The organism is Bacillus sp. V3-13 (genome assembly GCF_002860165.1).
Classification (GTDB): domain Bacteria; phylum Bacillota; class Bacilli; order Bacillales; family Cytobacillaceae; genus Bacillus_BJ.
The window spans coordinates 1-24471 of sequence record NZ_PGUZ01000081.1 but is presented as its reverse complement, the minus strand read 5'-3'; the positions used below and the strand labels follow the sequence as shown (position 1 = coordinate 24471).

The following is a 24471-nucleotide window of genomic DNA, read 5'->3' as shown; positions in this document are numbered from 1 at the left end:
TCCGCTCGTAAATCTCAAGTTCCGCTCGTAAATCTCAAGTTCCGCTCGTAAATCTCAAGTTCCGCTCGTAAATCCCAAGTTCCGCTCGTAAATCTCTAGTTCCGCTCGTAAATCTCTAGTTCCGCTCGTAAATTCTGAGCTGACATCTCAAGTTGACTATAAATATTAAAACTTCAGAGCAAATTACTGGTTCATGAGTTATTATTTAAAATCGCAGTGGTCTTTGTGGCTATAATATTAAACAATATTCAAAACCCTTCTCTGGGAAGCAGGATTCAACTAATTTCAGCAGAATATATCAATAAAATAATAAAAGGAGCGATTTATATTGGTTATAAAAGAACGCAACCTACCTATAAGAATTGAAATGGATCGAGCACTTTTACGCAGACTACCCAAAAATCACTCGAAGCGGCCTAAAATTGAAGAAGATCTGGCAAGAAGAATGGCAGGCTACCGCGGTGAACAATCTCTCGACTTTCCTCTAAATAAGCTTCCCCACAAAGATTATATGATTTTTCATGATGTTAGACTCCTGAATAACAATTACTACTTCCAAATCGACACACTCTTAATTTCTCCATATTACGCTTTAATTCTGGAGGTTAAGAATATATCTGGTACATTACACTTTGATAATGATTTCCATCAGCTTATCCGTACTGCAAATGAGAAGGAGGAAGGATTTCCGAATCCACTGTTACAGGCGAGACAGCAACGGGATGAATTTAAAATATGGTTAGCAGATCATAAATTTTACGAAATACCTGTTGAATATCTTGTTGTGATAAGCAACCCATCCACCGTTATTAAACGGGGGCCTGGCAATTCACAATGGTTAAAAAAAGTAGTTCATAGCGCAGAATTACTCGATAAGATGGCGGAACTGAAAGGAAGATACACTCAGCAGCAAATCTGTAACAAGAGCATGAGAAAAATATCACGACTCATACTCCAAAAACATAGTTTCCAAAGGATCGAGATACTGAAGAGTTATGATATCAATCAAAGAGATGTACTTACTGGTGTGCAGTGTCCCTCATGTTTCTTCCTTCCCATGATTTATGAGACAAGGAAATGGTTTTGTCCGTCATGTCACAATCATTTACCTGATGCTCATGTTCAGGCTATCAATGATTATTTTCTTCTAATTAACTCAACCGCAACTAATCAACAAATTTGCTCATTTCTTCATCTGAACTCCCGTCACATTACCAAAAGATTACTTACCAATTTAGCTATACCTCATTCTGGTACAGGAAAAGCACGAGTATACTATTCTCCATTTATGAAATAGCCGAGAACACTTGTGATTTCAGTCATAAGATGAATCGGCCTTCGGATATGGTCTGTAAATTTTACTTCTATCATTATTTCCTTCACATTTATCCCGGTATTATCCGATAAGCTGCTGAAGGTGAAAAGGAAAAAATCCGCTAAGATAGATTCCCATTGCTCACAAACAAGAACTGGTTATGTGTTCAACAAAGTAATCATGCACAAATCCGTTCATCTCAAGTGAAAGTTTAGACAATTAATTTGACATAGAAAAAACTCATCCGGATGTTAAAGGATGAGTTTTTTATTTATTCATATAGATAAGTCTGTGTTTATGCGATCTGTGCAATAATTCCTTCTTCGTCATCCAGCACAAGCTTGATGCCGGCGTAAGGATCCCGGTTCAAAAATTCATCAAGCCATAATCGGATGGCCTCAATTAAGTTGCCGGTAATGAGTACTTGTTTCCGGCAGTCAACAAATGCCTCCGCAGAAAACCCATAATCATCATCATACATAAGCTCCACTTCAACATCTTCAGGCTTTACTTTTTTTTTGCGGGAGATATAAACGCAAATGGCATTTATAATTTCTTGCTCCGAAAGGATTAACTTCTCCATGAATTTGTTGCCTCGGATCTCTTTTTATTCATAAAGAAGGAGAAAATTTTACGAATGATCGAAATAAGAAAGACAATTGCCAGAACATTAATCATTAACCCTAAGATAGAACCGAGCATTCCCATATTGGCAAACAGGCTGCCAAACAATAATCCTGCCAGTCCGCCAAACATGAGGCCTTTCATTAGTCCGCCTGACATAAATCCGCCTTTAGTATTGGTAGCGGCAGCAGGTTTTTTTGTTGTCGAAGTATCCGACTTTTTATTTTGGAAAAATGAATTGTTGTTTGTCGTGTTCGTATTATTGTTAAAGCTTCTTTTGCCTGATTTGTATGATTTTGCTTCCACAGTTGTAGCATGGTCCTGGAAAATCACATTTCCTACAGGCGCGAATATAAGTGCTGTCGAAAGCAAAGCAGCTATGATCTTTTTCATGTATGAATTCCTCCATTATTTTAGTAGGTATAAATCTATATACGGTGCAAATTAAAATATGTTTCATGTTTTTGCTTAATTGATATTTAATCACCCATAATTTTATGCTCTCAAGGGCAGCGTTTAATAGAATCACTATTTTGTTTAAAGCCCACTCAAATAGTGAGTTATCAAAGTTCATCAACGCTTTCAAAAATGCACAACTAAGATTAAATATACCATATGTGCTGATAAGAGCCAAAAGAAAAGCCCTCGAGGCTTACGCCTAGCCGAAATTCATCTCCCCCTTATCACTGGGCTGCACCCTTCACACGATTGAAGAGGAAGTCTTCTTTCGGGAAATGATAAATCAATGAGTAAAAACGTCAATTATATTGCTGCATCGCTGTCATCAATTATAACTCTGATAATTGCAAGGAATAAAACTGTGTATGTTAATGCTTTTTTAGCGTGAGAATTTTTCCGCCTTTTGAGAAAAGTATCAAAAAGAGTGATTACGATCAGTTTGTTTGAAAGGCATTGTTGTAAAAAAATTCGTTTGTTATAACTAAATTGTTAGCGCTAACAAAAAATCTTAAGATGTATCATTTTGAAGTCTTTTAGTTCATCTAAGCCTTTTAAATTCAAAAATTTGAAATTGGAGTGGATGTCCATGATGCAAAAAATCCAACGTTTTGGGGCGGCGATGTTCGTACCAGTTTTACTTTTCCCGTTTGCTGGTATTGTCGTTGGTTTAACGATCCTGTTTAAAAACCCGGATATAATGGGGGCACTGGCCAATCCGGATGGAATCTGGTATAAATTCTGGACGATTATTGAAGAAGGCGGCTGGACGATTTTTCGGCAGATTCCTTTATTGTTTGTAATCGGAATCCCAATTGCTTTGGCAAAAAAAGCACACGCCAGAGCTTGTATGGAAGCTCTTGTTTCTTATTTAACCTTCAATTATTTTATCAATGCGATTTTAACTATTTGGGGCGACTCCTTTGGAGTTGATTTCAGCCAGGAAGTTGGCGGTGTCAGCGGATTAACAACGATTGCAGGAATTAAAACACTTGATACAAGCATTATTGGGGCGATCTTGATTTCAGCAATAGTCGTTGCTTTGCATAACCGCTATTTCGATAAGAAATTACCTGATTTCCGTGGTATTTTTCAGGGATCATCATATGTAGTTATTATTGCATTTTTAGTCATGCTCCCGGCAGCTTTTCTAACTTCGGTTACATGGCCGATTATTCAACATGGCATCGCATCATTGCAAGGATTTTTATCAAGTTCAGGAGTCTTTGGGGTCTGGTTGTACACATTCCTTGAGCGCATCCTGATTCCAACCGGTTTGCATCATTTCATTTATGGGCCTTTTATTTTTGGTCCGGCGGTAGTAGAAGGAGGTATTGCAAAATATTGGATTGAGCATCTCCCGGAATACGCAACATCTGCCCAATCACTAAAAGAGATGTTCCCGGAAGGCGGATTTGCTTTACACGGGATGTCGAAAATTTTTGGGATCCCGGGTATTGCTTTAGCGATGTATATGACGGCTAAACCTGAGAAAAAGAAGCTTGTATCCGGTTTGTTAATATCTGCGGCTTTAACTTCTGTTGTTGCAGGTATCACAGAACCAATTGAATTTACATTTTTATTTATTGCTCCCATGTTGTTTGCTGCACATGCATTTCTGGCAGCTTCGATGTCAGCCATCATGTACGCTTTTGGTGCCGCTGGAAACATGGGGGGCGGACTTTTAGAAACCGCCAGTGCTAACTGGATTCCCCTCTTTAAATACCATAGCGGTACTTATATAACTCAGTGGATTATCGGTTTAGTGTTTACGGTTATCTATTTCTTCGTATTTCGTTATCTGATTGTAAAATTTAATATCGCAACTCCAGGACGGGAAAAAGATGACCAGGAGGAAAGCAAGCTATACTCGAAAGCTGACTATAAAGCCATGAAAGAGTCCAAGGAAAATACGGGAAACGGATATACTGTTCAAGCCAGGCAGTTTTTAGCAGCTCTTGGCGGACCAGAGAATATAGCAGATGTCACCAATTGTGCAACCCGTCTTCGTGTCAGTGTTATTAATGAATCGAAAGTAGCTTCTGATAGCGCATTCAAGTCTGCACATGCCCATGGAATTGTTCGCAATGGAAAAGCCATTCAAGTGATTGTTGGCTTGTCGGTTCCACAAGTTAGGGAACAATTCGAAAAAATACTTGAAGAGGATAGTAAAAAAATAGTTTGATGGGGAACTAATCTTCTTTCCTATAGGATGAATTAAGCTAATTATTATTTCGATTTAAAGTAGTATCAAAGACTGGGAAAATTCTTAGCTGATGGGAAAAGGAACAGAAAACGTGATGAGGACCGGAATGTTTAGATTGCATTGTGAAAGAAAATCCAATTTGTTATAAAAAAAAATGAAAACGTTAACGAGGAGGAAGAAATCAATGAAAAAGTTTTCAATTGTAATTGCAGGCGGGGGAAGTACATTTACACCGGGAATTGTCTTAATGCTGCTCGATAATTTAGATAAATTCCCGATTCGAAAGCTAAAATTTTACGATAACGATGGTGCGCGCCAGGCAACTATTGCGGGTGCATGTGAAGTTATTTTAAGAGAACAAGCTCCGGACATTGAATTTCTCGCCACAACCGATCCAGAAGAAGCGTTTACAGATGTTGATTTCGTCATGGCCCATATTAGAGTTGGAAAATACGCCATGCGCGAATTAGATGAAAAAATCCCATTAAAACATGGAGTAGTTGGCCAGGAAACGTGCGGACCAGGTGGAATCGCTTACGGTATGCGTTCAATTGGCGGAGTATTAGAAATCATTGATTATACGGAAAAGTACTCTCCTGCTGCATGGATATTAAATTACTCCAACCCTGCTGCAATAGTCGCTGAAGCCACCCGGCGCTTACGCCCTAATTCAAAGGTGTTAAATATTTGCGATATGCCAGTCGGGATTGAAACGCATATGGCTCAAATTCTCGGAATAGAGTCCCGCAAGGAAATGGTGATCAGATATTACGGTTTAAACCACTTCGGCTGGTGGACAGATATTCGTGATAAAAATGGCAATGATTTAATGCCAAGGTTGAAAGCACATGTTTCGAAATATGGGTATGTTGTAAATAATGGCGGTGATAACCAGCATGTTGAAGCCAGTTGGAATGATACGTTCGCCAAAGCGCGGGACGTGTTTGCAGTGGATCCTGAAACTTTGCCAAACACTTATTTAAAATATTACTTCTATCCCGATTACGTAGTGGAACACTCGAACCCGGAATATACAAGAGCGAATGAAGTCATGGACGGCCGGGAAAAATTCGTATTTTCAGAGTGCCAAAAAGTGATTGATAATCAAACAACAAAAGGCTGTGCTCTTCACGTCGATGAACATGCTTCCTATATTGTCGACCTGGCCCGTGCAATCGCCTACAACACTAAAGAAAGAATGCTGTTAATTGTTGAGAACAAGGGAGCAATTTCTAACTTTGATCAAACTGCAATGGTAGAAATACCTTGTATTGTTGGCAGCCAGGGTCCTGAGCCTTTATCAATCGGGGAAATTCCTCAATTCCAAAAAGGGTTAATGGAACAGCAAGTATCTGTTGAAAAATTAGCCGTTGAAGCATGGGCGACTCAATCGTACCAGAGATTATGGCAAGCAATAACTTTGTCCAGAACTGTTCCAAGTGCAAAAGTGGCAAAAGAAATTTTGGATGATTTAATCGCAGCAAACAAAGATTTCTGGCCTGAGTTGCACAAAGAAGAGGCCGTTCCTGTGATAAGCTAATTTTAAGGATGAAACAAAAAGTACAAATATCATTCTTTGTACTTTTTGTTTCATTTCCCTTCTGTATATTTTAAAGAATAGAATTTTAGTAAAATATAGTCAGGAGGGGATACTATGAAGATTGAAGGGCTGGTTAATAAACATTACAACGATTTACATGAAAATGATTTCCACATTTTAAAGTATATTCTTAACAATAAAAAGTCTTGTTATGACCTGGGAATCAACTCTTTAGCAGATAAATGCAATGTATCTCGGTCATCCATATTACGATTAGCCCAAAAATTAGGCTTCAGCGGCTATAGTGAATTTCGTGTTTTTTTAAAATGGGAGGATCAAGGCGATCCTAAATTACAAAAAACCGGAGTTGAGCTTTTAAATAACGACATTCTTGAAACATTGAAATACATCAAGACAAAAGATTTTACTGAAATATGCGCGTTAATACAACAAGCCGAAAGAGTTTTTGTGTATGGTACAGGTACAGCGCAATTGAATTGTGCTTTTGATTTGCAACGAATGTTTCTCCCACTCAAAAAATACTTACATGTAATTCAAGCCCAAACAGAACTAGAAATGGTGCTTTCTGACCTAACGTTGGACGATGTGATGATTATTATATCCTTTTCGGGTGATACACCCTCTATTTTTCCGGCAGTCCAATCATTGGTCGCAAAAGGTGTTCCATTTATCTCAATTACTAATTTGAAAAATAACCGCTTAGCCAGAATGACCCCGCACAACTTATATGCAAATAGCTCAAGGAGCGAATTAAGAGACGGAACTAAAATAGATACTTTTGCTTCTTTCTTTATTATTGGAGAAGCACTTTTAAGTAAATATATTGAATTTGAAAATAACCAAAATAAAATACATGAGGGATAATGATGAGAATCCAGGAATGGTTGATACCTTCTTACAATTTCCGGTCTTCAAATGATAGTAAACGTTTTTTCAAATTGACAATTTACATTTTTTATGCAGTGCCGATCATTTTTATGAGCTACAGTTTTTTATAAAATGACGAATCCATGAAAGAAGGGTGCAACATGTTGAACAGTTTGTTTCGCAAAAAAATATATAATGAGGCAGAAGAAATAACTGCTCCTTTAGACGGAGAAATGATCCCATTGGATGATGTACCGGATCCAGTGTTCGCACAAAAAATGATGGGAGATGGTTTCGCAATTATTCCGAAGAATGGGAAGGTTGTTTCTCCGGTTAACGGTAGAATCATTCAAATTTTCCCTACTAAACATGCAATCGGGATTCGTTCTGATAAGGGTTTGGAAATTCTAATTCATATTGGTCTGGAAACAGTAGAACTAAACGGAGAAGGCTTTGAAGTGATCGTCCGCAATAACCAGCCCGTTCGAGCTGGTGAAGTATTATTAAATGTCGACCTGGAGTTTTTAGAAAAGAAAAATAAAGAAATTGTGACTCCGATTATTATTACCAACATGGATAGGGTACAAGATATCGAACAGGTCGTTAATCGTGATATCAAATGCGGGGAAATCATAGCAAAATGTCATGTAAAAAATAGCAGTGCAGCATCTGTTTAAGAACTCCATAAATGAAAAAAGTTTATAAATACATAGAGACCCATTCCGATATTCAAGGATAGGTCTCTCTTATCTTGATAGATAGCGAGAAAAATTAAACCACAAGTAATAACATATACTTACCATCATCTACTGGCTAACCAAATTCCCCTGCCGCTGCCCCTTTCTCTCCCTGATTTTTTTAATATTGACCCGAATCAGCAGTGAAATTGCGAGAGCGGCGACAAAGGCTGCCACGAAAATATAGAGAGTTAATGTGTAGCTGTTTGTTGTTTCCCTGATCCAGGAGACGAGGATGGGCCCAACAAGTCCAGCTGCCGCCCAGGCGGTCAGGATATAACCATGAATCGCGCCGAGCTGCTTTGTTCCAAATAAATCGCCTATATAAGCGGGAATCGAAGCAAAACCGCCGCCATAGCACGTCAGGATTAGAAAAATCAGCAGTTGGAACAATAGGGCGTTTGTTGTGGTCGGAAGCAACAGGAACGCCACGGTTTGAATCGCAAAAAAGGCTGTATAAACATTGGGGCGGCCGATATAGTCTGAAATGGACGCCCAGCCAATTCGCCCGAATCCGTTAAATAAGCCCATAATTCCAACCATTGTTGCCGCGCCAGCCGCGCTTAATCCGGCAATGTCCTGTGCCATCGGCGATGCGACAGAGATGACCGCGATTCCGCATGTAACATTGATAAACAGCATCGCCCAAAGCGCCCAAAAACGAACCGTTTTTACGGCTTCATTGGCTGTTAGCTGGGAAAGGTCTGCCACTCTTTTGTCTTTCGTTTCTTCTTCCGCCATACCTTCAGGAAGCCATCCTGGTGGCGGTGGAGCAAGGTAAAGGGACGAGGCAATCATGACGACAAAATAAACGGTGCCCAGCAGGTAAAAGGTGTTGGCAATGCCGATATTCGTAATGAGGTCCGCAATAATCGGACTGGCGATTAACGAGGCAAACCCGAAACCCATAATGGCAAGTCCTGTTGCCAGGCCGCGCCTGTCCGGAAACCACTTAACCAGTGAAGATACCGGGGTAATATAACCAATTCCGAGCCCGATTCCACCGAGCACCCCGTAAAAAAAGTATAAGAGATACAGGGATTCAATACTTTCTGCAAATCCGGCTCCAATCAGGCCAATGCCGAAGCAAATGGACGAAATGATTCCTGATTTACGCGGCCCATGCCTCTCGACAAAATGGCCCATAAAGGCCGCAGACAAGCCGAGAAATAAAATCGCAATACTGAAGGTCAATGAAATTTCGCTAAGTCCCCAGCCATGCGCATCTCGAAGCGGGTTTGTGAAGACGCTCCAGGAGTAAACCGAACCGATTGAAATGTGAATGCCGACTGCCGCTGCGGCGATAAGCCAGCGGTTTTTTGTTTTCGCCATATTCCTTCCATCTCCTTTTTTTAATGAAATTCAGTGGGCAGACGCCAGCATGCCTGCCCCTGAAAATCCGGTTGTCATTCAAGGGTTTCTCCGTATTTTTGCTGCTGGGCTGGAGAAGCATCATCAGTATTCCGTTCGAGCTTCTCCGTATCCTGCCCCATTCCCTTCAGGAAGTGCAAAAGCAGTGTAACAGCCCGGTTGATTTCCGGGTCCTTCAATACGCCGACAAGATCAAAATAACTTGTTTTTTCTTCTGTATTTGCGTGTTTGGCCACTCTGGCGATTCCGGCATCAACTTTTAATAAAAACGGCTCGAGCTGTTGGACATTAATCATCCCGAGAGTTCCAACCATTAATAACAGGTTTTTGATGGCGTTGGTGTTTTCCGGCTTGTCAGCTGCTTTTACAAGAATGTTCAGGACCTTGTCCCCCTGCCCCAAAAGGCCGTTTAAGACGGAGAGAATACCCCTTTCATGCATATGGTGAAGAACTTTGAGCGATTCGAGGATCGCCTCCTTGTTGTCGATCAGAGCATCTTCAACCTCGCGCAAATCCTTTTTACGCTTCTCTTCTGCACTCACTTCAATGCGATGAATGTTTTTAATCGCTTTAGCCATGCTGTTTCCGCTCCTTTTTGACAAGATCGCCAGGGAAAATATAATCGCGGCGGGCCCATTTCTTTTGAACCTGGACACCAATTTGCGGCTGTGGATTTCCATACCTGTGATTGATTTTTGGCAGCGGATTAATACCTTCTTCTTTTAAAACTTCAAGCTTCGCTTGTACTTCTTTGTACGCAGGAGTATCTGTATCCTTATCCCCGTAGCTGCTCGTCAATAGGTTGATGGCTGCGTCACCTGCATCATTCATTGGAAGGTATACTTCTTTTCCGCTGACCCTGTCGGTAATATGGCATTGCACTTTGACATTTCCATATGGCGAGGACAGGCGGACAAGCGTGCCATCCTTCAAGCCTCTTTCCGCTGCAAGTTCAGGAGAAATCTCCAAAAATACGCGCGGTGTTTTTTCCGAAATTCCCGCTGATTTATACGTCATATTGCCTTCATGAAAATGTTCAAGCAATCGTCCATTATTGACATGCAGATCATACTCTTCACCAAAACCGAGCGGCTTCGTCCAACTGACCGGAAAAAGCCGGGCTTTCCCATCTGGGAACGGGAAGCCATCAAGGAACAGGACCGGTGTATCCGTCCCGTCTTCAGCAACCGGCCATTGCAAGCTGTTATATCCTTCAAGGCGTTCATAGCTTACACCGGCAAACAGCGGGGCAAGCTGGGCTGCTTCGGCCATGATTTCGCCTGGATGTTCATACTTCCAGCCGGCACCGAGTAAATTGGCGATTTCCATAATAATTTGCCAGTCCGGTTTGGAATCTCCAAGTGGTTCAAAAACCTTGTACAGCCGCTGGATCCTCCGTTCTGTATTGGTAAAAGTGCCATCCTTTTCAAGGCTTGGGCTTGCCGGAAGGACGACATCGGCAAACTCGGCAGTTCTTGAGAAGAAAATATCCTGAACTACAAAGAAATCTAGTTTCTCATAAGCTTCATGCACATAATTGATATTCGAATCGACAATTCCCATCTCTTCGCCCTTTACATACAATGCTTTGAGCGTACCTGCATGAATGCCGGCGACCATTTCATGGTTGTTGAGGCCAGGGTGTTCCGGCAGCTTCACGCCCCATCCTCTTTCATATTTCTCACGAACCTTTTGATCGGTGACTTTTTCGTACGATGGGAAACGGTCCGGCATACTGCCAAAATCACTTGCGCCCTGAACATTGTTATGTCCGCGCAGCGGGTATGAACCGGTACCGGGACGACCGTAGTTACCGGTCACCAGCAACAAGTTTGAAATAGCCGTACTAGTATCACTGCCGCCAAGATGCTGCGTAACCCCCATCGCCCATAGTGCACATACACTGCTTGCGTTATGGATCATTTCTGCCATCTTGATCAGATTCTCTTTTGAGATTCCCGTCACTTCTTCTGCGTATTCCAGTGTGTAGACTTCAAGGCTCCTCCTATACTCTTCCATGCCGTTGACTCTCATTTGTATAAAATTTTCATCAGCCCAGCCCTGGTCGATAATGTACTTTGTAACAGCTGACAGCCAGACAATATCCGTACCTGAGCTTGGTTTGACGAATAAATCAGCACGCTCTGCCATTTCATGCTTGCGCAAATCTGCAACGATCAGCTTTTGCCCCTTTAACTTATGGGAACGTTTTACTCTTGTTGCTAAAACGGGATGGGACTCGGACGTGTTCGATCCGATAATGAGTACAAGCTCAGACATTTCAATATCTTTAATTGAGCCGGAGTCACCGCCATAACCGACTGTGCGGAACAGCCCCATCGTTGCCGGCGTCTGGCAGTATCTTGAACAGTTGTCGATATTATTGGTGCCGATCACTGCCCTTGCCAACTTCTGCATTAAGTACGACTCTTCATTTGTACATTTGGATGAGCTGATAAAACCGAGGGCATCAGGGCCATGTTGTTCCTTAATCTCCGTGAATTTTCGGGCGATTAAGCTTAATGCTTCCTCCCACTCCGCTTCCCGGAAAAAGTCACCCTCCCTGATCAGCGGCTTTGTAAGCCTTTCTTCGCTGTTTACGTAATCCCAGCCAAATTTTCCTTTCACACAGGTGGAGATTCCGTTCGCCGGGGCTTCTGCCTGCGGCTCGACCTTGAGTATCTTCCGGCCCTTCGTCCAAATATCAAAGCTGCAGCCAACCCCGCAATATGTGCAAACTGTTTTCGTCTTCTTGATCCGCTCTTCCCGCATCGCTGCTTCCATGTCGGAAATCGCGAGGATCGAGCCGTAACCAGTTTCAATATTTTTCGTGATCTCGATCATCGGGCGCAGCGTATCCCGATCAAGGCCAGTCATATAGCCGGCTTCACCCTCCATGCCCTTCTCCATCATTGCATTGCATGGACAAACCGTTGAACAATGCCCGCATGAGACACAGGAAGATTCATTGATCGGCACATCATTGTCCCAAATGACGCGGGGACGCTCCCGCTCCCAATCAATCGTCAACGTTTCAGTAACCTGGACATCCTGACAGGCCTCAACACAGCGTCCGCAAAGAATACATTGATCAGGATCATACCGGTAAAATGGATGGGAACGGTCAACCTGGTATGGCTTTTGATCAAAAGGAATGCTCTGGTGATTAATTTTCATTTCTTTAACGGTGTTATGTACTTCACATCCCCCGTTGTTATAATCACAAACCGTACAATAAAGCTCATGGTTGACTAAAATCCGGTCCATGCCAATCACCTGTGCTTCGCGGACCTCTGGGGAAACGGTATCAATCACATCCCCGCCGTTTATCAACGTGGAGCAGGCTCTGACCAATTCGCCGTTCACTTCAACAATGCATGTATCGCATGTTTCAATCGGCCCGAGGCTCGGATGGTAGCAAACATCAGGAACCTCAATCGAGCTGTCGGACAGAAATTGCAGAACCGTTTGCTCTCCCTTAGTTGTTACGTCTACACCGTTGATTTTCACACTGATGGTGTCTGACATATCGCTTCATCCTTTCTCTCTATTAATTAATCGTTCAATTAAAGAGTTACTCAGATTTCCACTACCCTAACGTTTTTATCGTCAAACCTTAAAAAGTCAGTCGTGGTGTTAGAAAATGTTGTTGAATTCTTAAAATTGGAATGGAAAAGGAAGGTAGCGGATTTTCCAATATAGAATAGAGGAAATTGTGAAGATTCGGGTTGTTGGCTACAGTTGGACTGGCATGCAACCCAATGTCATGCCTGTTTCTGCCGTATTCTTCTAGGTTTGTTCCACTGAAATCGTGGGAATATAAGAAATAATAAACTAGGAGGTAGGCCGTCATGAAAAGATTAATCAGAACCGCCATTAAATGGGCTCCTGTCATTTATCCAATTGTTAAAAAAATCATAAACAACCGGAAAGCAAAAAGATCTTCACCTTACCCAAGATAGTTACAGCAAAAGCAGCCGGCATCCGGCTGCTTTCGGTTTGATTAGTGACGTTTTTCGCAAGGCCTCTGCCGAACGCTTTAGCATTCTTTTTCCTTTATTTGGGCTGCATCCTAATACCACCGTCAAGGCGAATCGTTTCCCCATTCAACATTGGATTTTCAAGAATGCTTTCTACGAGCCTCGCGTATTCCCGCGGCTCGCCAAGCCTGGAAGGAAACGGCACCATTTTACCTAGCGACAGCCGTGCTTGCTCTGGAAGAGTATCAAACATGGGTGTATGAAATAAGCCGGGAGCAATCGCCATGACGCGGATTCCATATGCGGCCAGCTCTCTGGCAATCGGCAAGGTCATCGCGACAATTCCCCCTTTTGAGGCACTGTAGGCCGCCTGGCCAATTTGCCCTTCGAAGGCGGCTACTGAAGCAGTATTGATGATGACTCCCCTTTCACCCGCTTTGTTTTGTTCATTATTGACCATAAGTTCGGCCGCAAGCCTGATCACGTTGAAGCTTCCAACCAGATTGATTGAGATTACCCGCGAAAACGTATCGAGCCGGTGGACTCCATGCCGGCCGAGTATTTTTTCACCGGTTGCGATCCCCGCACAATTAATGACGGTGTTAATAGAGCCAAATACTGAAATCCCCTGCTGCAATGCAGAAGCAATGTTCTGTTCATCGGTGACATCCGTTTTGACAAAAAGGACTCTCTCTCCCAACTCCGCTACAAGGCTTTTCCCCCGTTCTTCAGAAAGATCAAGTATTAAAGCCTTTCCACCTTTTTCAACGATGTTTCTTACCGTCGCTTCCCCAAGTCCTGAAGCACCGCCCGTTACAACCGCAATACTTTCCTTGATCTCCATCCGTTCTCCTCCTGCCCGGTCTCGAATTTTTCTTCTTAAAAAATCATCACTAATCACATTTTCAATTATTCAGATAATTTTCGCAAAAGAAATAATCATATATGAGCCTATATTTTTAAAAAAAGCGGTTCGAGCCTTTAGTCTGATTGAGCCCGGGTTTCGACCATTTAAAAAGCACCTGGAACATAGCTCCTGGTGCTTTGGTGGTTATTCGGAAAATCGGTATCTTTTGGCGACGTCTGTAAATAATAATTCAGCAGTATTGCTGTAGACAAGGTCCGCCTTCTTAAACTGTTCCTCTGGACCGATCGCAACGGCAAACATTCCCGCCGCTTTTATTGCTTCAACGCCTGCTGTTGCATCTTCGATACCAATACAGGCGGATGGCTGGGCCCCGAGCAGCTTCGCAGCTGTCAAAAAGATTTCCGGATCTGGTTTCCCGTTCCGGATTGTTCCTGCATCGGCAATGATATCAAACTGCTCCTTGATGCCTAGAGCTTCAAGGACAGTCATCGCGTTTTTGCTGGCTGATGCAATTCCGCTCTTTACGCCTGCCGCTTTGGTATCTGCTATGAATTGGCGGATCCCCGGCAACAGATCCGCGGGTGTAATCTTTTGAATCAACATTGAATAATGTTCGTTTTTCTTACCGGCCAGCTGCTCTTTTTCCTCTCTCGAAAAACGGGCTTGTTGCCCGCCATGAACAAGAATTTTTTCAAGCGATTCAAGGCGGGAAATGCCTTTCAATTCTTCGTTGAACTGGCGGGAGAACGGAATTCCAAGCTCATCGGCGAGCGCTTTCCAGGCCAAGTAATGGTATTCTGCCGTATCGGTAATAACTCCATCAAGATCGAAAATAACAGCCTCAAGCGATTTATACATGGCGATCTCCTTTGCCGTTAAGAGGCACAGTCAGCTTCCCATTCGCTAAAACCGTCTTCGGTTCGCCATAGAGCAACATCTGCAACTTGGGACCCTGCTGTGAAATCATCACTTCATCCTTTGTTACTTCTATTTTTATTTCATGGCTTCGATAAATAATGTTAAAGCTGTAGCGGTCCCAGGCATTCGGAATAAACGGGGCAAATGACAATGTTTCATTCGCGGTCCTCATCCCGGCAAAGCCTTGAACAATCGCCAGCCACGAGCCCGTCATACTGGTAATATGAAGGCCGTCTTCCGTATCGTTATTGTAATTATCGAGATCAAGGCGGGCGGTCCGATTGTACATTTCGTAAGCTTTTTCCTCCATTCCGAGCTCAGCTGCCAACACGGCATGAACGCTTGGTGATAAGGAGGATTCGTGGACGGTCATTGGTTCGTAAAATTCGAAGTTGCACCGTTTTTCTTCAATCGAAAACTCATGATTCAGAAAATAAAGCCCTTGCAAAACATCAGCCTGTTTAATAAAGCAGCTGCGCAGAATTTTGTCCCAGGACCAGTTCTGATTAATCGGTCTGTCGTCAGGCGTCAGCTGATCTACTGTCATCAAGTCCTTGTCTAAAAACGTATCATGCTGCACAAACACATCAAGCTCATCATCATACGGAAGGTACATATTCTCTGCAATTTGCCGCCACTCAAGCATTTCTGTCTCGTTAATCTCCAATTCCTGCAGCTTTGCCGAATGGCCATTCTTCCGTAAATAATCGATCACATCAAGAGTATAGCGCAGCGTCCACACCGCAATCCGGTTCGTATACCAGTTATTGTTTATGTTATTTTCGTATTCGTTCGGCCCGGTAACACCATGAATCATATAAAGCTGCTTCTTTTTATTAAAATGAACCCGGTCGGCCCAAAAGCGGGCGATACCGGTCAATACATCAATTCCATATTCATGGAGATAGCTGCGGTCACCGGTATAGTTGACGTAATTATAAATGGCATAGGCGATTGCCCCATTGCGGTGGATCTCCTCGAAGGTGATTTCCCACTCATTGTGGCATTCAACCCCCGTAAACGTCACCATTGGATATAGCGCACCTTTTAGACCCTGCTTCCGGGCGTTATGGTAAGCGCCTTCAAGTTGATTATGCCGGTAGATGCAAAGATTGCGGGCAACGCTGGGTTCAGCGGTCGCTAAATACAAAGGAAGCGCATAGGCTTCGGTATCCCAGTAGGTCGCACCGCCGTACTTTTCGCCGGTGAACCCCTTTGGGCCAATATTTAAGCGCGAATCTTCCCCATAATATGTTGAAAACAGCTGGAATAAATTGAAGCGGATTCCTTGCTGTGCCTCATCGTCACCTGATATTTCAACATCGGCCCTTTCCCATCGCTGCAGCCATGCCTGTCTATGTTCATCAAGAATGGTTTCATACCCCTTTTTCAGCGACCGCTCTAAAACTTCACGGGCTTTGTCAACAAGACGATCTGCTTGATGATCCCTGTCGGTTGTCACCGCTACATATTTAAAAAGGTCAATTCTTTTTCCTTGTTCAGCCTTTACCTCAATCACGTTATCTACATATTCGTTGCCTATATTGACTTCAAGCCTGGTAACCGTCCCATTGATATCCAGCTTCATGGTTGCTGCTACCTGGAAAGTAGGTGTTCCAAACGGATTATCCTTCGTTTTCATTACAAGATGCGCCTCGTATTCTGTTGCATTCTTATCAATCTCATACCAAAAATCCTCATCATAATTGGCATCTTCATTTCGCACGTCACCATCGAGGGCCGGCATAAATGTTACAGTGCCCTCATAATTGATGGCTGTCACAGAGTAACGGATCACCGCTAATTCTCTTTCGGCAATAGACAAAAATCTTACCGTTTCAACCAGTGTCTCTTTCTCATCCTCGATCACCGTGAATTTCCTGGTCAAAACGCCATGCTGCATATCCAGCTCGCGATAATACTCTTTTATTTCCGCTTGATTCAGGTCAACCTCTTTCCCGTCAAGAAAAAGGCGAATGCCGATAAAATTCACAGAGTTGATCACTTTGCCAAAATACTCGGGATAGCCGTTTTTCCACCAGCCGACACGGGTTTTATCCGGAAACCAAACACCGGCGATATAGGAGCCCTGATGAAAATCACCCGAATAAGCTTCCTCAAAGTTCCCCCTCATGCCCATATGGCCGTTTCCGAGACTCATGATGCTCTCAGCCAAGCGAACATCTTCTTTGTGCAATTTCGTTTCAATGATCTTCCAGCTATCAATCTCGAATAGTCTTTTCATAGCTCTATCTCTCCTATTCCAAGTTGAGCAAACGTTTGCACTAATTATAGCATGATTTCATATCCCTGGGCGGATCAACCGTGTATATTGCGTGAAAAAATTTGCGCTATACCCATTTATAAACATCTATGAACCTTTGTCAGCAATTATGTGCAGAGATTTTTTCAAAAACTATTGCAAATTAAGATAATACAATGTATAATGTAGGAATTCGCCCCTCTTGAATTAATAATTGAAGAAATGATATGTAAGAAAAATAGGCGTTCTGCTTTTGTTTTATAGCAAAACTTATTCACACTGGATCGGCTTCGGAGCCGTAAGGACGAAAGAGAGGCAGGGCTTTCGTCGTTTAGGTTAAAACCATCAAGTGGAATATCACCGCGGCAAATTATATCATTTAAATAAATTTTTATACGGAAATTCAAGTTGTAATCGAAAAGCGGTCCAGGAGTTGCTGGATCGCTTTTTCTATATCCAGGTTAAGTACCGTTTTAAAATTTTTTTAAAAAAATCGAGAAATTTCATTTGCGAATTTTGTCTTTTCACTTTATAATGTGATTTACATCACTATATATAGTATGTTTATAAATTAACAATTCAATATTTTGTGTTTTTCCAGTGAAAAAGGTGTCGAAAGCTTCGACATAATAGGGAATCCGGTGTAAGTCCGGAGCTGTCCCCGCAACTGTAAATGCTGATGAAATAAGTGTATCCACTGTGAGAGCTCTCATGGGAAGGAACTTAAAGTAAAGTGAAGCATGAGCCAGGAGACCTGCCTTTTTTATACGTACTATCTTCTTCGGGAGCTGAGAGGATAGGGCGAGGAAAAGGTTATTTTAACATAACCTGCATTCTTCTTCGTCCTATCCGCTCATCATTCAATGAGCGGTTTTTTATTGAATGCAATCTTGAAAAAATGGCTTCAAGCTAATCAAAATGGAATAACTTCCTATAACAATATGGAGTTAAAAAATTAACAGAAACAAAACGCTTCAAAAAGCAGACCCTTAAATGTTAAATTTAACAAATATGAAAAAAGGGAGATTACGAAATGAGTTCTGTAACTGTATACACTAAAAATGGCTGCCCTAAGTGCGATATGACAAAAAATGTTTTAAACGGCGAAGGGATCGAATTTGAAACATTCAATGTAGAAGAAAATGAAAAGGCATATGACTTCGTGGTAAATACATTGGGGCTGCGCGAAATGCCTGTAGTGGTTGTAGAGGGGCAAGAACCTTTCACAGGCTTTCAACCCGATAAATTACAAGCGTTAAAGAAATAATGTTAGTAGTCTATCTTTCATTAACGGGTAACGTACGAAGCTTTGTACAGCAGGTTGGCATGGAATCAATAGAATTGAACTATGCCAATCCCCTTATACGGGTTAATGAAGAATATATTGTGATTGCCCCAACCTATGATGATGATATTACAGAAGTGATCAGCAGTTTTATTGAATATGGAAATAATATTGACTTTTTAAGAGGTTTTGTTGGAAGCGGAAATAAAAACTTTGACAATAGCTACTGTTTTAATGCAGTGGATTTAGCAAAGAAATATCACAAACCGCTGATCTTTAAATTTGAATTCAGCGGTACCGATAAAGAGAAAAAGCAATTTAAGAAGGAAGTGTTAAAGATTGAAGAGTCCAGAACTCAGCCTCAAAGTTAAAGAAGATACGTATTTTACATTGAATAACCTGCTCAATATTCCGAAAAACGGCAAGATACAGCTGGATAAAGATAAAGAGGCTGCCAAAGCTTACTTCCTGGAGTATGTGAATCCCAATACAGTGTTCTTCCACACATTGGATGAGAAGCTGGATTATTTAATCGAAAACAATTACATAAAAGAAGATTTCCTCAATCTATATGACAGGAAATTTGTTAAACAATTATTCAAGAAAATCTATAAGCATAAATTCCGGTTCCGCTCATTCATGGGTGCCTATAAATTTTATCAGCAATATGCCCTAAAAACTGATGATAAACAGCGCTTTCTGGAGCGTTTTGAAGACAGGCTTGCCTTCAACGCATTGGCGCTGGCAAACGGGGATGAGCAATTGGCACTGGACCTCGCAGATGAATTGATTAACCAGCGTTATCAGCCTGCGACTCCTACATTCCTGAATATTGGCAAAAAACGTGCCGGAGAAATGGTTTCATGCTTTTTGCTGACCGTATCAGACGACATGAATTCGATTGGACGCTCGGTGAACTCTGCCCTGCAGCTTTCAAAGCTCGGCGGCGGTGTCGGGATTAACCTCTCCAATATCCGGGCAAACAATGACCCAATTAAAGGAGTTTACGGCCTTGCAGATGGTGTTGTGCCGGTAATGAAAATGTTTGAGGATGCTTTCTCCTATGCCAATCAGAGCGGCGCAAGAGATGGGGCAGGTGTTGTGTATTTAAACATCTTCCACCCGGATGTTGTCCACTTCCTATCGGTAAGAAAAGAAAACGCAGATGAAAAAGTGCGCATCAAAACTCTGTCACTGGGATTAGTAGTGCCGGATAAATTTTATGAGCTGATTAAGGCTAATGCAAATATGTATTTGTTCTCACCTCATGATGTTGAAAAAGAATACGGGATTCCATTCTCACATGTAGATATCACAAAAGAATACGAGAATATGGTTAACAACCCTAATATACGCAAGTCTAAAATCAAGGCACGTGAACTTGAGACAGAGATTAGTAACCTGCAAAATGAAAGTGGTTATCCGTACATCATTAATATCGATACCGCTAACAATGCCAATCCCATCAACGGAAGAATCGTGATGAGCAATCTTTGTACGGAAATTTTCCAGATTATGAAAGAATCAATCATTCGCAACGACCAAACCTATGAGTTTTTAGGCAATGACATCAGCTGTAATCTGGGCTCCACTAACGTTGTCAACCTAATGGCTTCACCGGACTTCGGAAAATCGGTAAGGGTAATGCTGCGTGCATTGACATACGTATCAAATGAATCAAATATCGATGTAGTTCCTACAGTCAAAAATGGGAATGACATGTATCATTCCGTTGGCCTGGGAGCGATGAACTTGCATGGTTTCTTTGCCAAGAACCAGATCATGTATGGTTCACCTGAATCAATCGAAATAACAGATTTGTATTTCTTGCTGCTAAACTACTGGACTTTAGTGGAAAGCAATAATATTTCCATCGAGACGGGCGAGAAATTCTATGAGTTTGAAAAATCAACGTATGCGACAGGTGAATATTTTGATCATTATTTAGAAACAGACTATACGCCTAAGCACCCTAAGGTGGCAGAGTTGTTTGCCCATATTCCGATTCCTACAAAAGAGGACTGGGCACGGCTCAAAGAATCCGTCCAGAAGCATGGGATTTACAATGCCTACAGGCTTGCCACTGCGCCTACAGGTTCAATCTCATATATAAATGAAGCGACTGCATCGATTCATCCGATCACTCAGCGCATTGAAGAAAGAACAGAAGGGAAACGCGGGAAGGTTTATTATCCAGCACCTTATCTATCAGACGAAACGATTAAATATTATCAGTCAGCATATGACATTGATCAGCGCAGGATCATTGATATTTACGCTACAGCACAAAAGCACGTTGACCAGGGATTGAGCATGACCCTCTTCATGAGGTCGGAACTTCCGGAAGGCATGTATGAATGGAAAGCAAATAGTGACCATCCAACAAAGAAAACGACAAGAGACTTAAACATCCTGCGAAATTACGCATGGAAGCAAGGAATTAAATCGGTCTACTATATAAGGACATATACCGATGATGGAGATGAAGTTGGGGCTAACTATTGCGAGTCGTGCTCAATCTAGGAGGAAATGATTCAGATATGAATAAATACAAAGCGATAAATTGGAATGCACTGGAAGATATCATGGATAAAAAAACATACGAGAAGCTGACCGAGCAATTCTGGCTGGCAACCCGTATGCCTGTATCAAAGGATAAAGCGGATTGGACCAACCTGCCCGATAATGAAAAGCGATTGGTGGAACGTGTCTTTGTTGGTTTGACAATGCTGGATACACTTCAATCGGAAGTTGGCGTTGATGCCTTGAAACCGGATGCCAGGACAAAGCACGAAATTGCCGTTTTGAATAATATTGCATTCATGGAATCCGAGCATGCACGCAGTTACTCTTCCATCTTCAGTACATTAAATACGAATAAAGAAATCCGGGAAATTTTTGAATGGTCGGAAACGCATGAAACATTGCAGATTAAAGCTAATATTATTGATGAAATTTATCAAAGTGGAACAGCGCTTGAGAAGAAGGTAGCCAGCGTGTTCTTGGAGTCTTTCCTCTTCTACTCCGGCTTTTACACACCATTGTATTATTTAGGAAAGTCAAAACTGATGAACGTTGCCGAAGTGATCAAACTCATCATTCGGGATGAGTCCCAGCACGGGGGTTATATTGGCTACAAGTTTAAACTGGGCTTTAACGAACTGTCTCCCGAGGAGCAGGAAAAAATCAAGGCATGGACTTATAACCTGCTGTACCAACTGTACCAAAACGAAGTGAAATATACGGAATACCTTTATGATGAAGTCGGCTGGACAGAGGATGTAAAAGTTTTCCTTCGCTACAATGCCAACAAGGCATTGATGAATTTAGGATTATCCCCTTTGTTTAATGATACGGCTGATGATGTCAATCCTATCGTTATTAATGGTTTATCAACTGGAACAACGAATCATGACTTCTTCTCCGCTGTTGGAAACGGATATCTCATGTCTGTTGTCGAACAAATGAATGACGAAGACTATGACTATTAAATGAAGGTACATGGTGGAAAAATGGAAGAGAAACTGAAAATCAGAATAAAATACTTTAATAAAGAATTGCCCAAAATCACCAAAATCGACAAGGGGGATTGGATCGATCTGCGGGCGGCTAAAACGGTTGAACTAAAAAAAGATGAGTTCACCCTGATTCCTTTAGGCGTAGCGATGGAGCTGCCAAATAATTTCGAAGCGCACGTTGTCCCCCGTTCCAGCACATTTAAGAATTATGGGATCATTGCAACGAACTCAATGGGAGTAGTTGATGAATCATACAAAGGTGACAATGACCAATGGTTCATCCCGGCTTATGCCCTGCGTGATACTAAAATCGAGTTTGGAGAGCGCATATGCCAATTCAGGATCATGGAGAAAATGCCTGAAATTGAATTCGAAGAAGTGCAGCAACTGGGGAATGAAGATCGTGGCGGTCACGGCTCAACCGGAACAAAGTAGGGAAATTTTGCGGTGTGGTATAAGGTCATTAAGAAAGGCCGGGGGTGGTTCGTTTGCCCCGGCCTTTTAAATTGAGGAGAAGCTATGCCTTTGAAACTACCTAACTGATTCAAGCGCTCTACATAACCGATCTTTTGCCTGGCTATGGACACGACCAAGCATTTCAATAGTCAGCCTGGCTATTTTTACAACTTGTCTCCCTTTCCTGGTTTTCGATACTGGAGGAAGGGAGATTGAATTATGTCTTGCACACAGTTTTTTTTATTATCCCGCAATTTGTTGTTTGCTCATAAGCGGTATGTTTGTAGTCCGACAGCCCCTAGTTTATTAATCTTGTTTATTTGAGCAAAAGATCAGGACCAAAATCCCAGTGGTGGCGTAACTTATTTTTGTTTTATTATAGTTCTCTTTAATACTTTATAATATCGGTTATGATCTATATCATAAATATAATAAACATCGCTGCCAAATTCTTCTTCATTATACGATGAAACAACAAATCTCCATCATGGATAGAACCATATTATCTAAGGATCGTGAGGACATCACGCAGATCCGGACCACCTATTCAGGAAAGGACCGTTAACCTAAGCTATATGCCTCGTCACGGCGCGTTGTCGTGACTGAAGGCTATTCCTTTGATTGGGATTTCCGCCCCTACTTAAGTAAAGCTAACTGTTAAGAATTTTGGATGCCCATCAAGAATGATCGGGTAATGAAGATTCTATAAAAAAACAACGACCGATAAGTATTGGAAAGTATGTTATTAGTTTTCATTGATTGTATTCCAACAAGTTCCAGCACTATGAGTAACATCTGATCTAAAGAAGTTTGGCATTACTCTATTTCCTTGCCTAGTCGTGGCTGCCCAACTCCCTCAGCATTTCACTAGTTCTGGTTGCATTATATATGTCCATTTGTTAGATACGCGAACCAAGATCTTAAGCACATTACTTTGCTTCAACATTATCACTGAACACTTGTTCCGCACACTATTGAAGAATTAAGTTTTGTAAAATAGTGAAGTATCTTATCGATTAATATTTTCTAAATTTCTACAATTTTGTTACAGGAATTACAACTACATAAATAGAATATTTATAATTGTAAATTAATTTATTTTAGGGAGGGTTTTAAATGGACAAAGAAAAAAGGCTTAGTTTCATCTCGATGGTTCTAGCTTTGGTAATGACAATAACAGTTGTAACTCCTTGGGGAGCTGCTGTAAAAGCAGAAGAGATTGAAATTCCACCTGCCGAACAAAGTTTTATTGATCAAGTTTCCCCCTTTGTTGTACTTAATGAAGACAAACAGTATTATTTGATGCCAGAGGCGAGTACCGAGTTAAGCACTGAGGCATATTTAGAAGCGATAAGATTAATTAAAGATACAAATACCAATATTAGAAGAGAAATTAATAGGATGACAACATCGCTAGATGGAACTACTTTAGAATATAATGATACTGGCAATGAAACTCCGACGGCTATTGGTACAATGGCTCTTAATAGAAATATCAGAATATCTATAGCTTGGCACGGTCCAGTAATTTGGTTCTCTCATGCAGCCGTGCAAAAGTTTAAAAGCAATATTTTGTTATACGGTGCTGGTGTTGCAGGAGTTAATGCTGCTTTAATTGCAACAATGATTTACTATGGGGTTACTCCACCGGGATGGCTTGCATCCCTTGCTACTGCTATTGCGACATTCGGAGCATGGTTATTTATAAGTAGAGATAAAGGATGTGGAGTAAATGTAAGATACTTTTGGGGTTCGACTATTCCTACGGTTTGGAATGCCTGCTAAGTCAGCTAGTTACTGGAGTGGAAGAAAATGAATAAGAAAAATAAATCTGGTATATATCAAATCGCTTTCTGGTTAATTCTAATGGTTGTTTTCTTGGTTCTTTGGTTTTTAACTAGATAACTGTTAATTTAGTATAGAAAAGAAAAACGCCTTATTTCATCTGAGCCACTGAAACATCTGCGTATTTTGGAATTAGTATTAAGAAAAACCGGGCGAAAACCATGCCCGGTCCTTTTTTGTTTAGAGGAAATCCGGTAGTTT

General features: G+C 41.7%; 20 protein-coding genes and 1 riboswitch. Of the genes, 12 read left to right on the top strand and 8 right to left on the bottom strand.

The annotated features are described in order from the left end of the window. Nucleotides 1-328: 328 nt before the first annotated feature. Nucleotides 329-1297: a nuclease-related domain-containing protein gene (locus CU633_RS21240; protein WP_101662557.1), complete on the top strand. Its 969-nt coding sequence runs from the start codon at nucleotides 329-331 to the stop codon at nucleotides 1295-1297. A gap of 313 nt (nucleotides 1298-1610) precedes the next feature. On the opposite strand, the gene CU633_RS21235 is transcribed toward CU633_RS21240, so the two are convergent. Both CU633_RS21235 and CU633_RS21230 read right to left on the bottom strand, forming a co-directional pair. Next, a complete protein-coding gene (locus CU633_RS21235; protein WP_101662556.1) occupies nucleotides 1611-1898 on the bottom strand; it encodes a YxcD family protein in 288 nt (95 codons plus the stop codon). Beyond that, on the bottom strand, nucleotides 1886-2332 hold the full coding sequence (locus tag CU633_RS21230) for a hypothetical protein (protein WP_101662555.1): 447 nt from the start codon (nucleotides 2330-2332) through the stop codon (nucleotides 1886-1888). The genes CU633_RS21235 and CU633_RS21230 overlap by 13 nt, the downstream gene beginning before the upstream one ends. Nucleotides 2333-2984: 652 nt before the next feature. Here CU633_RS21230 and CU633_RS21220 point away from each other — a divergent pair. The 4 genes from CU633_RS21220 to CU633_RS21205 all read left to right on the top strand — a co-directional run bounded on the left by CU633_RS21220 (nucleotide 2985) and on the right by CU633_RS21205 (nucleotide 7706). Continuing rightward, nucleotides 2985-4580, top strand: coding sequence for an alpha-glucoside-specific PTS transporter subunit IIBC (locus tag CU633_RS21220; RefSeq protein ID WP_101662554.1), 1596 nt, complete (start codon nucleotides 2985-2987; stop codon nucleotides 4578-4580). 205 nt (nucleotides 4581-4785) lie between these two features. Continuing rightward, nucleotides 4786-6141 (top strand): 6-phospho-alpha-glucosidase, encoded by a 1356-nt coding sequence (locus CU633_RS21215; RefSeq protein ID WP_101662553.1) that lies wholly within the window; start codon nucleotides 4786-4788, stop codon nucleotides 6139-6141. A 114-nt stretch (nucleotides 6142-6255) separates the two neighbouring features. Continuing rightward, nucleotides 6256-7026, top strand: coding sequence for a MurR/RpiR family transcriptional regulator (locus tag CU633_RS21210; RefSeq protein ID WP_101662552.1), 771 nt, complete (start codon nucleotides 6256-6258; stop codon nucleotides 7024-7026). Nucleotides 7027-7190: 164 nt separating this feature from the next. Beyond that, nucleotides 7191-7706: a PTS sugar transporter subunit IIA gene (locus CU633_RS21205; RefSeq protein WP_101662551.1), complete on the top strand. Its 516-nt coding sequence runs from the start codon at nucleotides 7191-7193 to the stop codon at nucleotides 7704-7706. Nucleotides 7707-7835: 129 nt separating this feature from the next. On the opposite strand, the gene CU633_RS21200 is transcribed toward CU633_RS21205, so the two are convergent. The 3 genes from CU633_RS21200 to fdhF all read right to left on the bottom strand — a co-directional run bounded on the left by CU633_RS21200 (nucleotide 7836) and on the right by fdhF (nucleotide 12665). Then, nucleotides 7836-9098 (bottom strand): L-lactate MFS transporter, encoded by a 1263-nt coding sequence (locus CU633_RS21200; RefSeq protein WP_101662550.1) that lies wholly within the window; start codon nucleotides 9096-9098, stop codon nucleotides 7836-7838. Nucleotides 9099-9172: 74 nt separating this feature from the next. Then, nucleotides 9173-9715: a DUF1641 domain-containing protein gene (locus CU633_RS21195; RefSeq protein WP_101662549.1), complete on the bottom strand. Its 543-nt coding sequence runs from the start codon at nucleotides 9713-9715 to the stop codon at nucleotides 9173-9175. Continuing rightward, the gene (gene fdhF, locus CU633_RS21190; RefSeq protein WP_101662548.1) at nucleotides 9708-12665 is read right to left on the bottom strand and encodes a formate dehydrogenase subunit alpha; all 2958 of its coding nucleotides are present in this window, start codon (nucleotides 12663-12665) and stop codon (nucleotides 9708-9710) included. The genes CU633_RS21195 and fdhF overlap by 8 nt, the downstream gene beginning before the upstream one ends. 323 nt (nucleotides 12666-12988) lie before the next feature. Between fdhF and CU633_RS23470 the strand changes: the two genes are divergently transcribed. Beyond that, nucleotides 12989-13099, top strand: coding sequence for a hypothetical protein (locus CU633_RS23470; protein ID WP_257959216.1), 111 nt, complete (start codon nucleotides 12989-12991; stop codon nucleotides 13097-13099). Between the two features lie 94 nt (nucleotides 13100-13193). Here CU633_RS23470 and CU633_RS21185 read toward each other — a convergent pair whose 3' ends face one another. The 3 genes from CU633_RS21185 to CU633_RS21175 form a co-directional block, all read right to left on the bottom strand. After that, nucleotides 13194-13961: a 3-hydroxyacyl-CoA dehydrogenase gene (locus CU633_RS21185; RefSeq protein WP_101662547.1), complete on the bottom strand. Its 768-nt coding sequence runs from the start codon at nucleotides 13959-13961 to the stop codon at nucleotides 13194-13196. A gap of 207 nt (nucleotides 13962-14168) precedes the next feature. Next, nucleotides 14169-14843, bottom strand: coding sequence for a beta-phosphoglucomutase (gene pgmB, locus CU633_RS21180; protein WP_101662546.1), 675 nt, complete (start codon nucleotides 14841-14843; stop codon nucleotides 14169-14171). Then, the gene (locus tag CU633_RS21175) at nucleotides 14836-17148 is read right to left on the bottom strand and encodes a glycoside hydrolase family 65 protein (protein ID WP_101662545.1); all 2313 of its coding nucleotides are present in this window, start codon (nucleotides 17146-17148) and stop codon (nucleotides 14836-14838) included. The genes pgmB and CU633_RS21175 overlap by 8 nt, the downstream gene beginning before the upstream one ends. A 608-nt stretch (nucleotides 17149-17756) precedes the next feature. After that, nucleotides 17757-17942, top strand: a riboswitch (cobalamin riboswitch). A 257-nt stretch (nucleotides 17943-18199) separates the two neighbouring features. Here CU633_RS21175 and CU633_RS21170 point away from each other — a divergent pair. The 6 genes from CU633_RS21170 to CU633_RS21145 all read left to right on the top strand — a co-directional run bounded on the left by CU633_RS21170 (nucleotide 18200) and on the right by CU633_RS21145 (nucleotide 24210). Further along, on the top strand, nucleotides 18200-18433 hold the full coding sequence (locus tag CU633_RS21170; RefSeq protein ID WP_101662544.1) for a glutaredoxin family protein: 234 nt from the start codon (nucleotides 18200-18202) through the stop codon (nucleotides 18431-18433). Beyond that, nucleotides 18433-18822 (top strand): class Ib ribonucleoside-diphosphate reductase assembly flavoprotein NrdI, encoded by a 390-nt coding sequence (gene nrdI / locus CU633_RS21165; protein WP_101662543.1) that lies wholly within the window; start codon nucleotides 18433-18435, stop codon nucleotides 18820-18822. The genes CU633_RS21170 and nrdI overlap by 1 nt, the downstream gene beginning before the upstream one ends. Then, nucleotides 18791-20974 (top strand): class 1b ribonucleoside-diphosphate reductase subunit alpha, encoded by a 2184-nt coding sequence (nrdE, locus tag CU633_RS21160; protein ID WP_101662542.1) that lies wholly within the window; start codon nucleotides 18791-18793, stop codon nucleotides 20972-20974. The genes nrdI and nrdE overlap by 32 nt, the downstream gene beginning before the upstream one ends. A gap of 17 nt (nucleotides 20975-20991) precedes the next feature. Next, on the top strand, nucleotides 20992-21942 hold the full coding sequence (gene nrdF, locus CU633_RS21155) for a class 1b ribonucleoside-diphosphate reductase subunit beta (protein ID WP_101662541.1): 951 nt from the start codon (nucleotides 20992-20994) through the stop codon (nucleotides 21940-21942). A gap of 33 nt (nucleotides 21943-21975) precedes the next feature. After that, entirely contained in the window at nucleotides 21976-22404 is a 429-nt protein-coding gene (locus tag CU633_RS21150; protein ID WP_219620983.1) for a dUTP diphosphatase, read from the top strand. A gap of 1137 nt (nucleotides 22405-23541) precedes the next feature. Then, the gene (locus CU633_RS21145) at nucleotides 23542-24210 is read left to right on the top strand and encodes a hypothetical protein (RefSeq protein ID WP_101662539.1); all 669 of its coding nucleotides are present in this window, start codon (nucleotides 23542-23544) and stop codon (nucleotides 24208-24210) included. The last annotated feature ends 261 nt before the right edge of the window (nucleotides 24211-24471 follow it).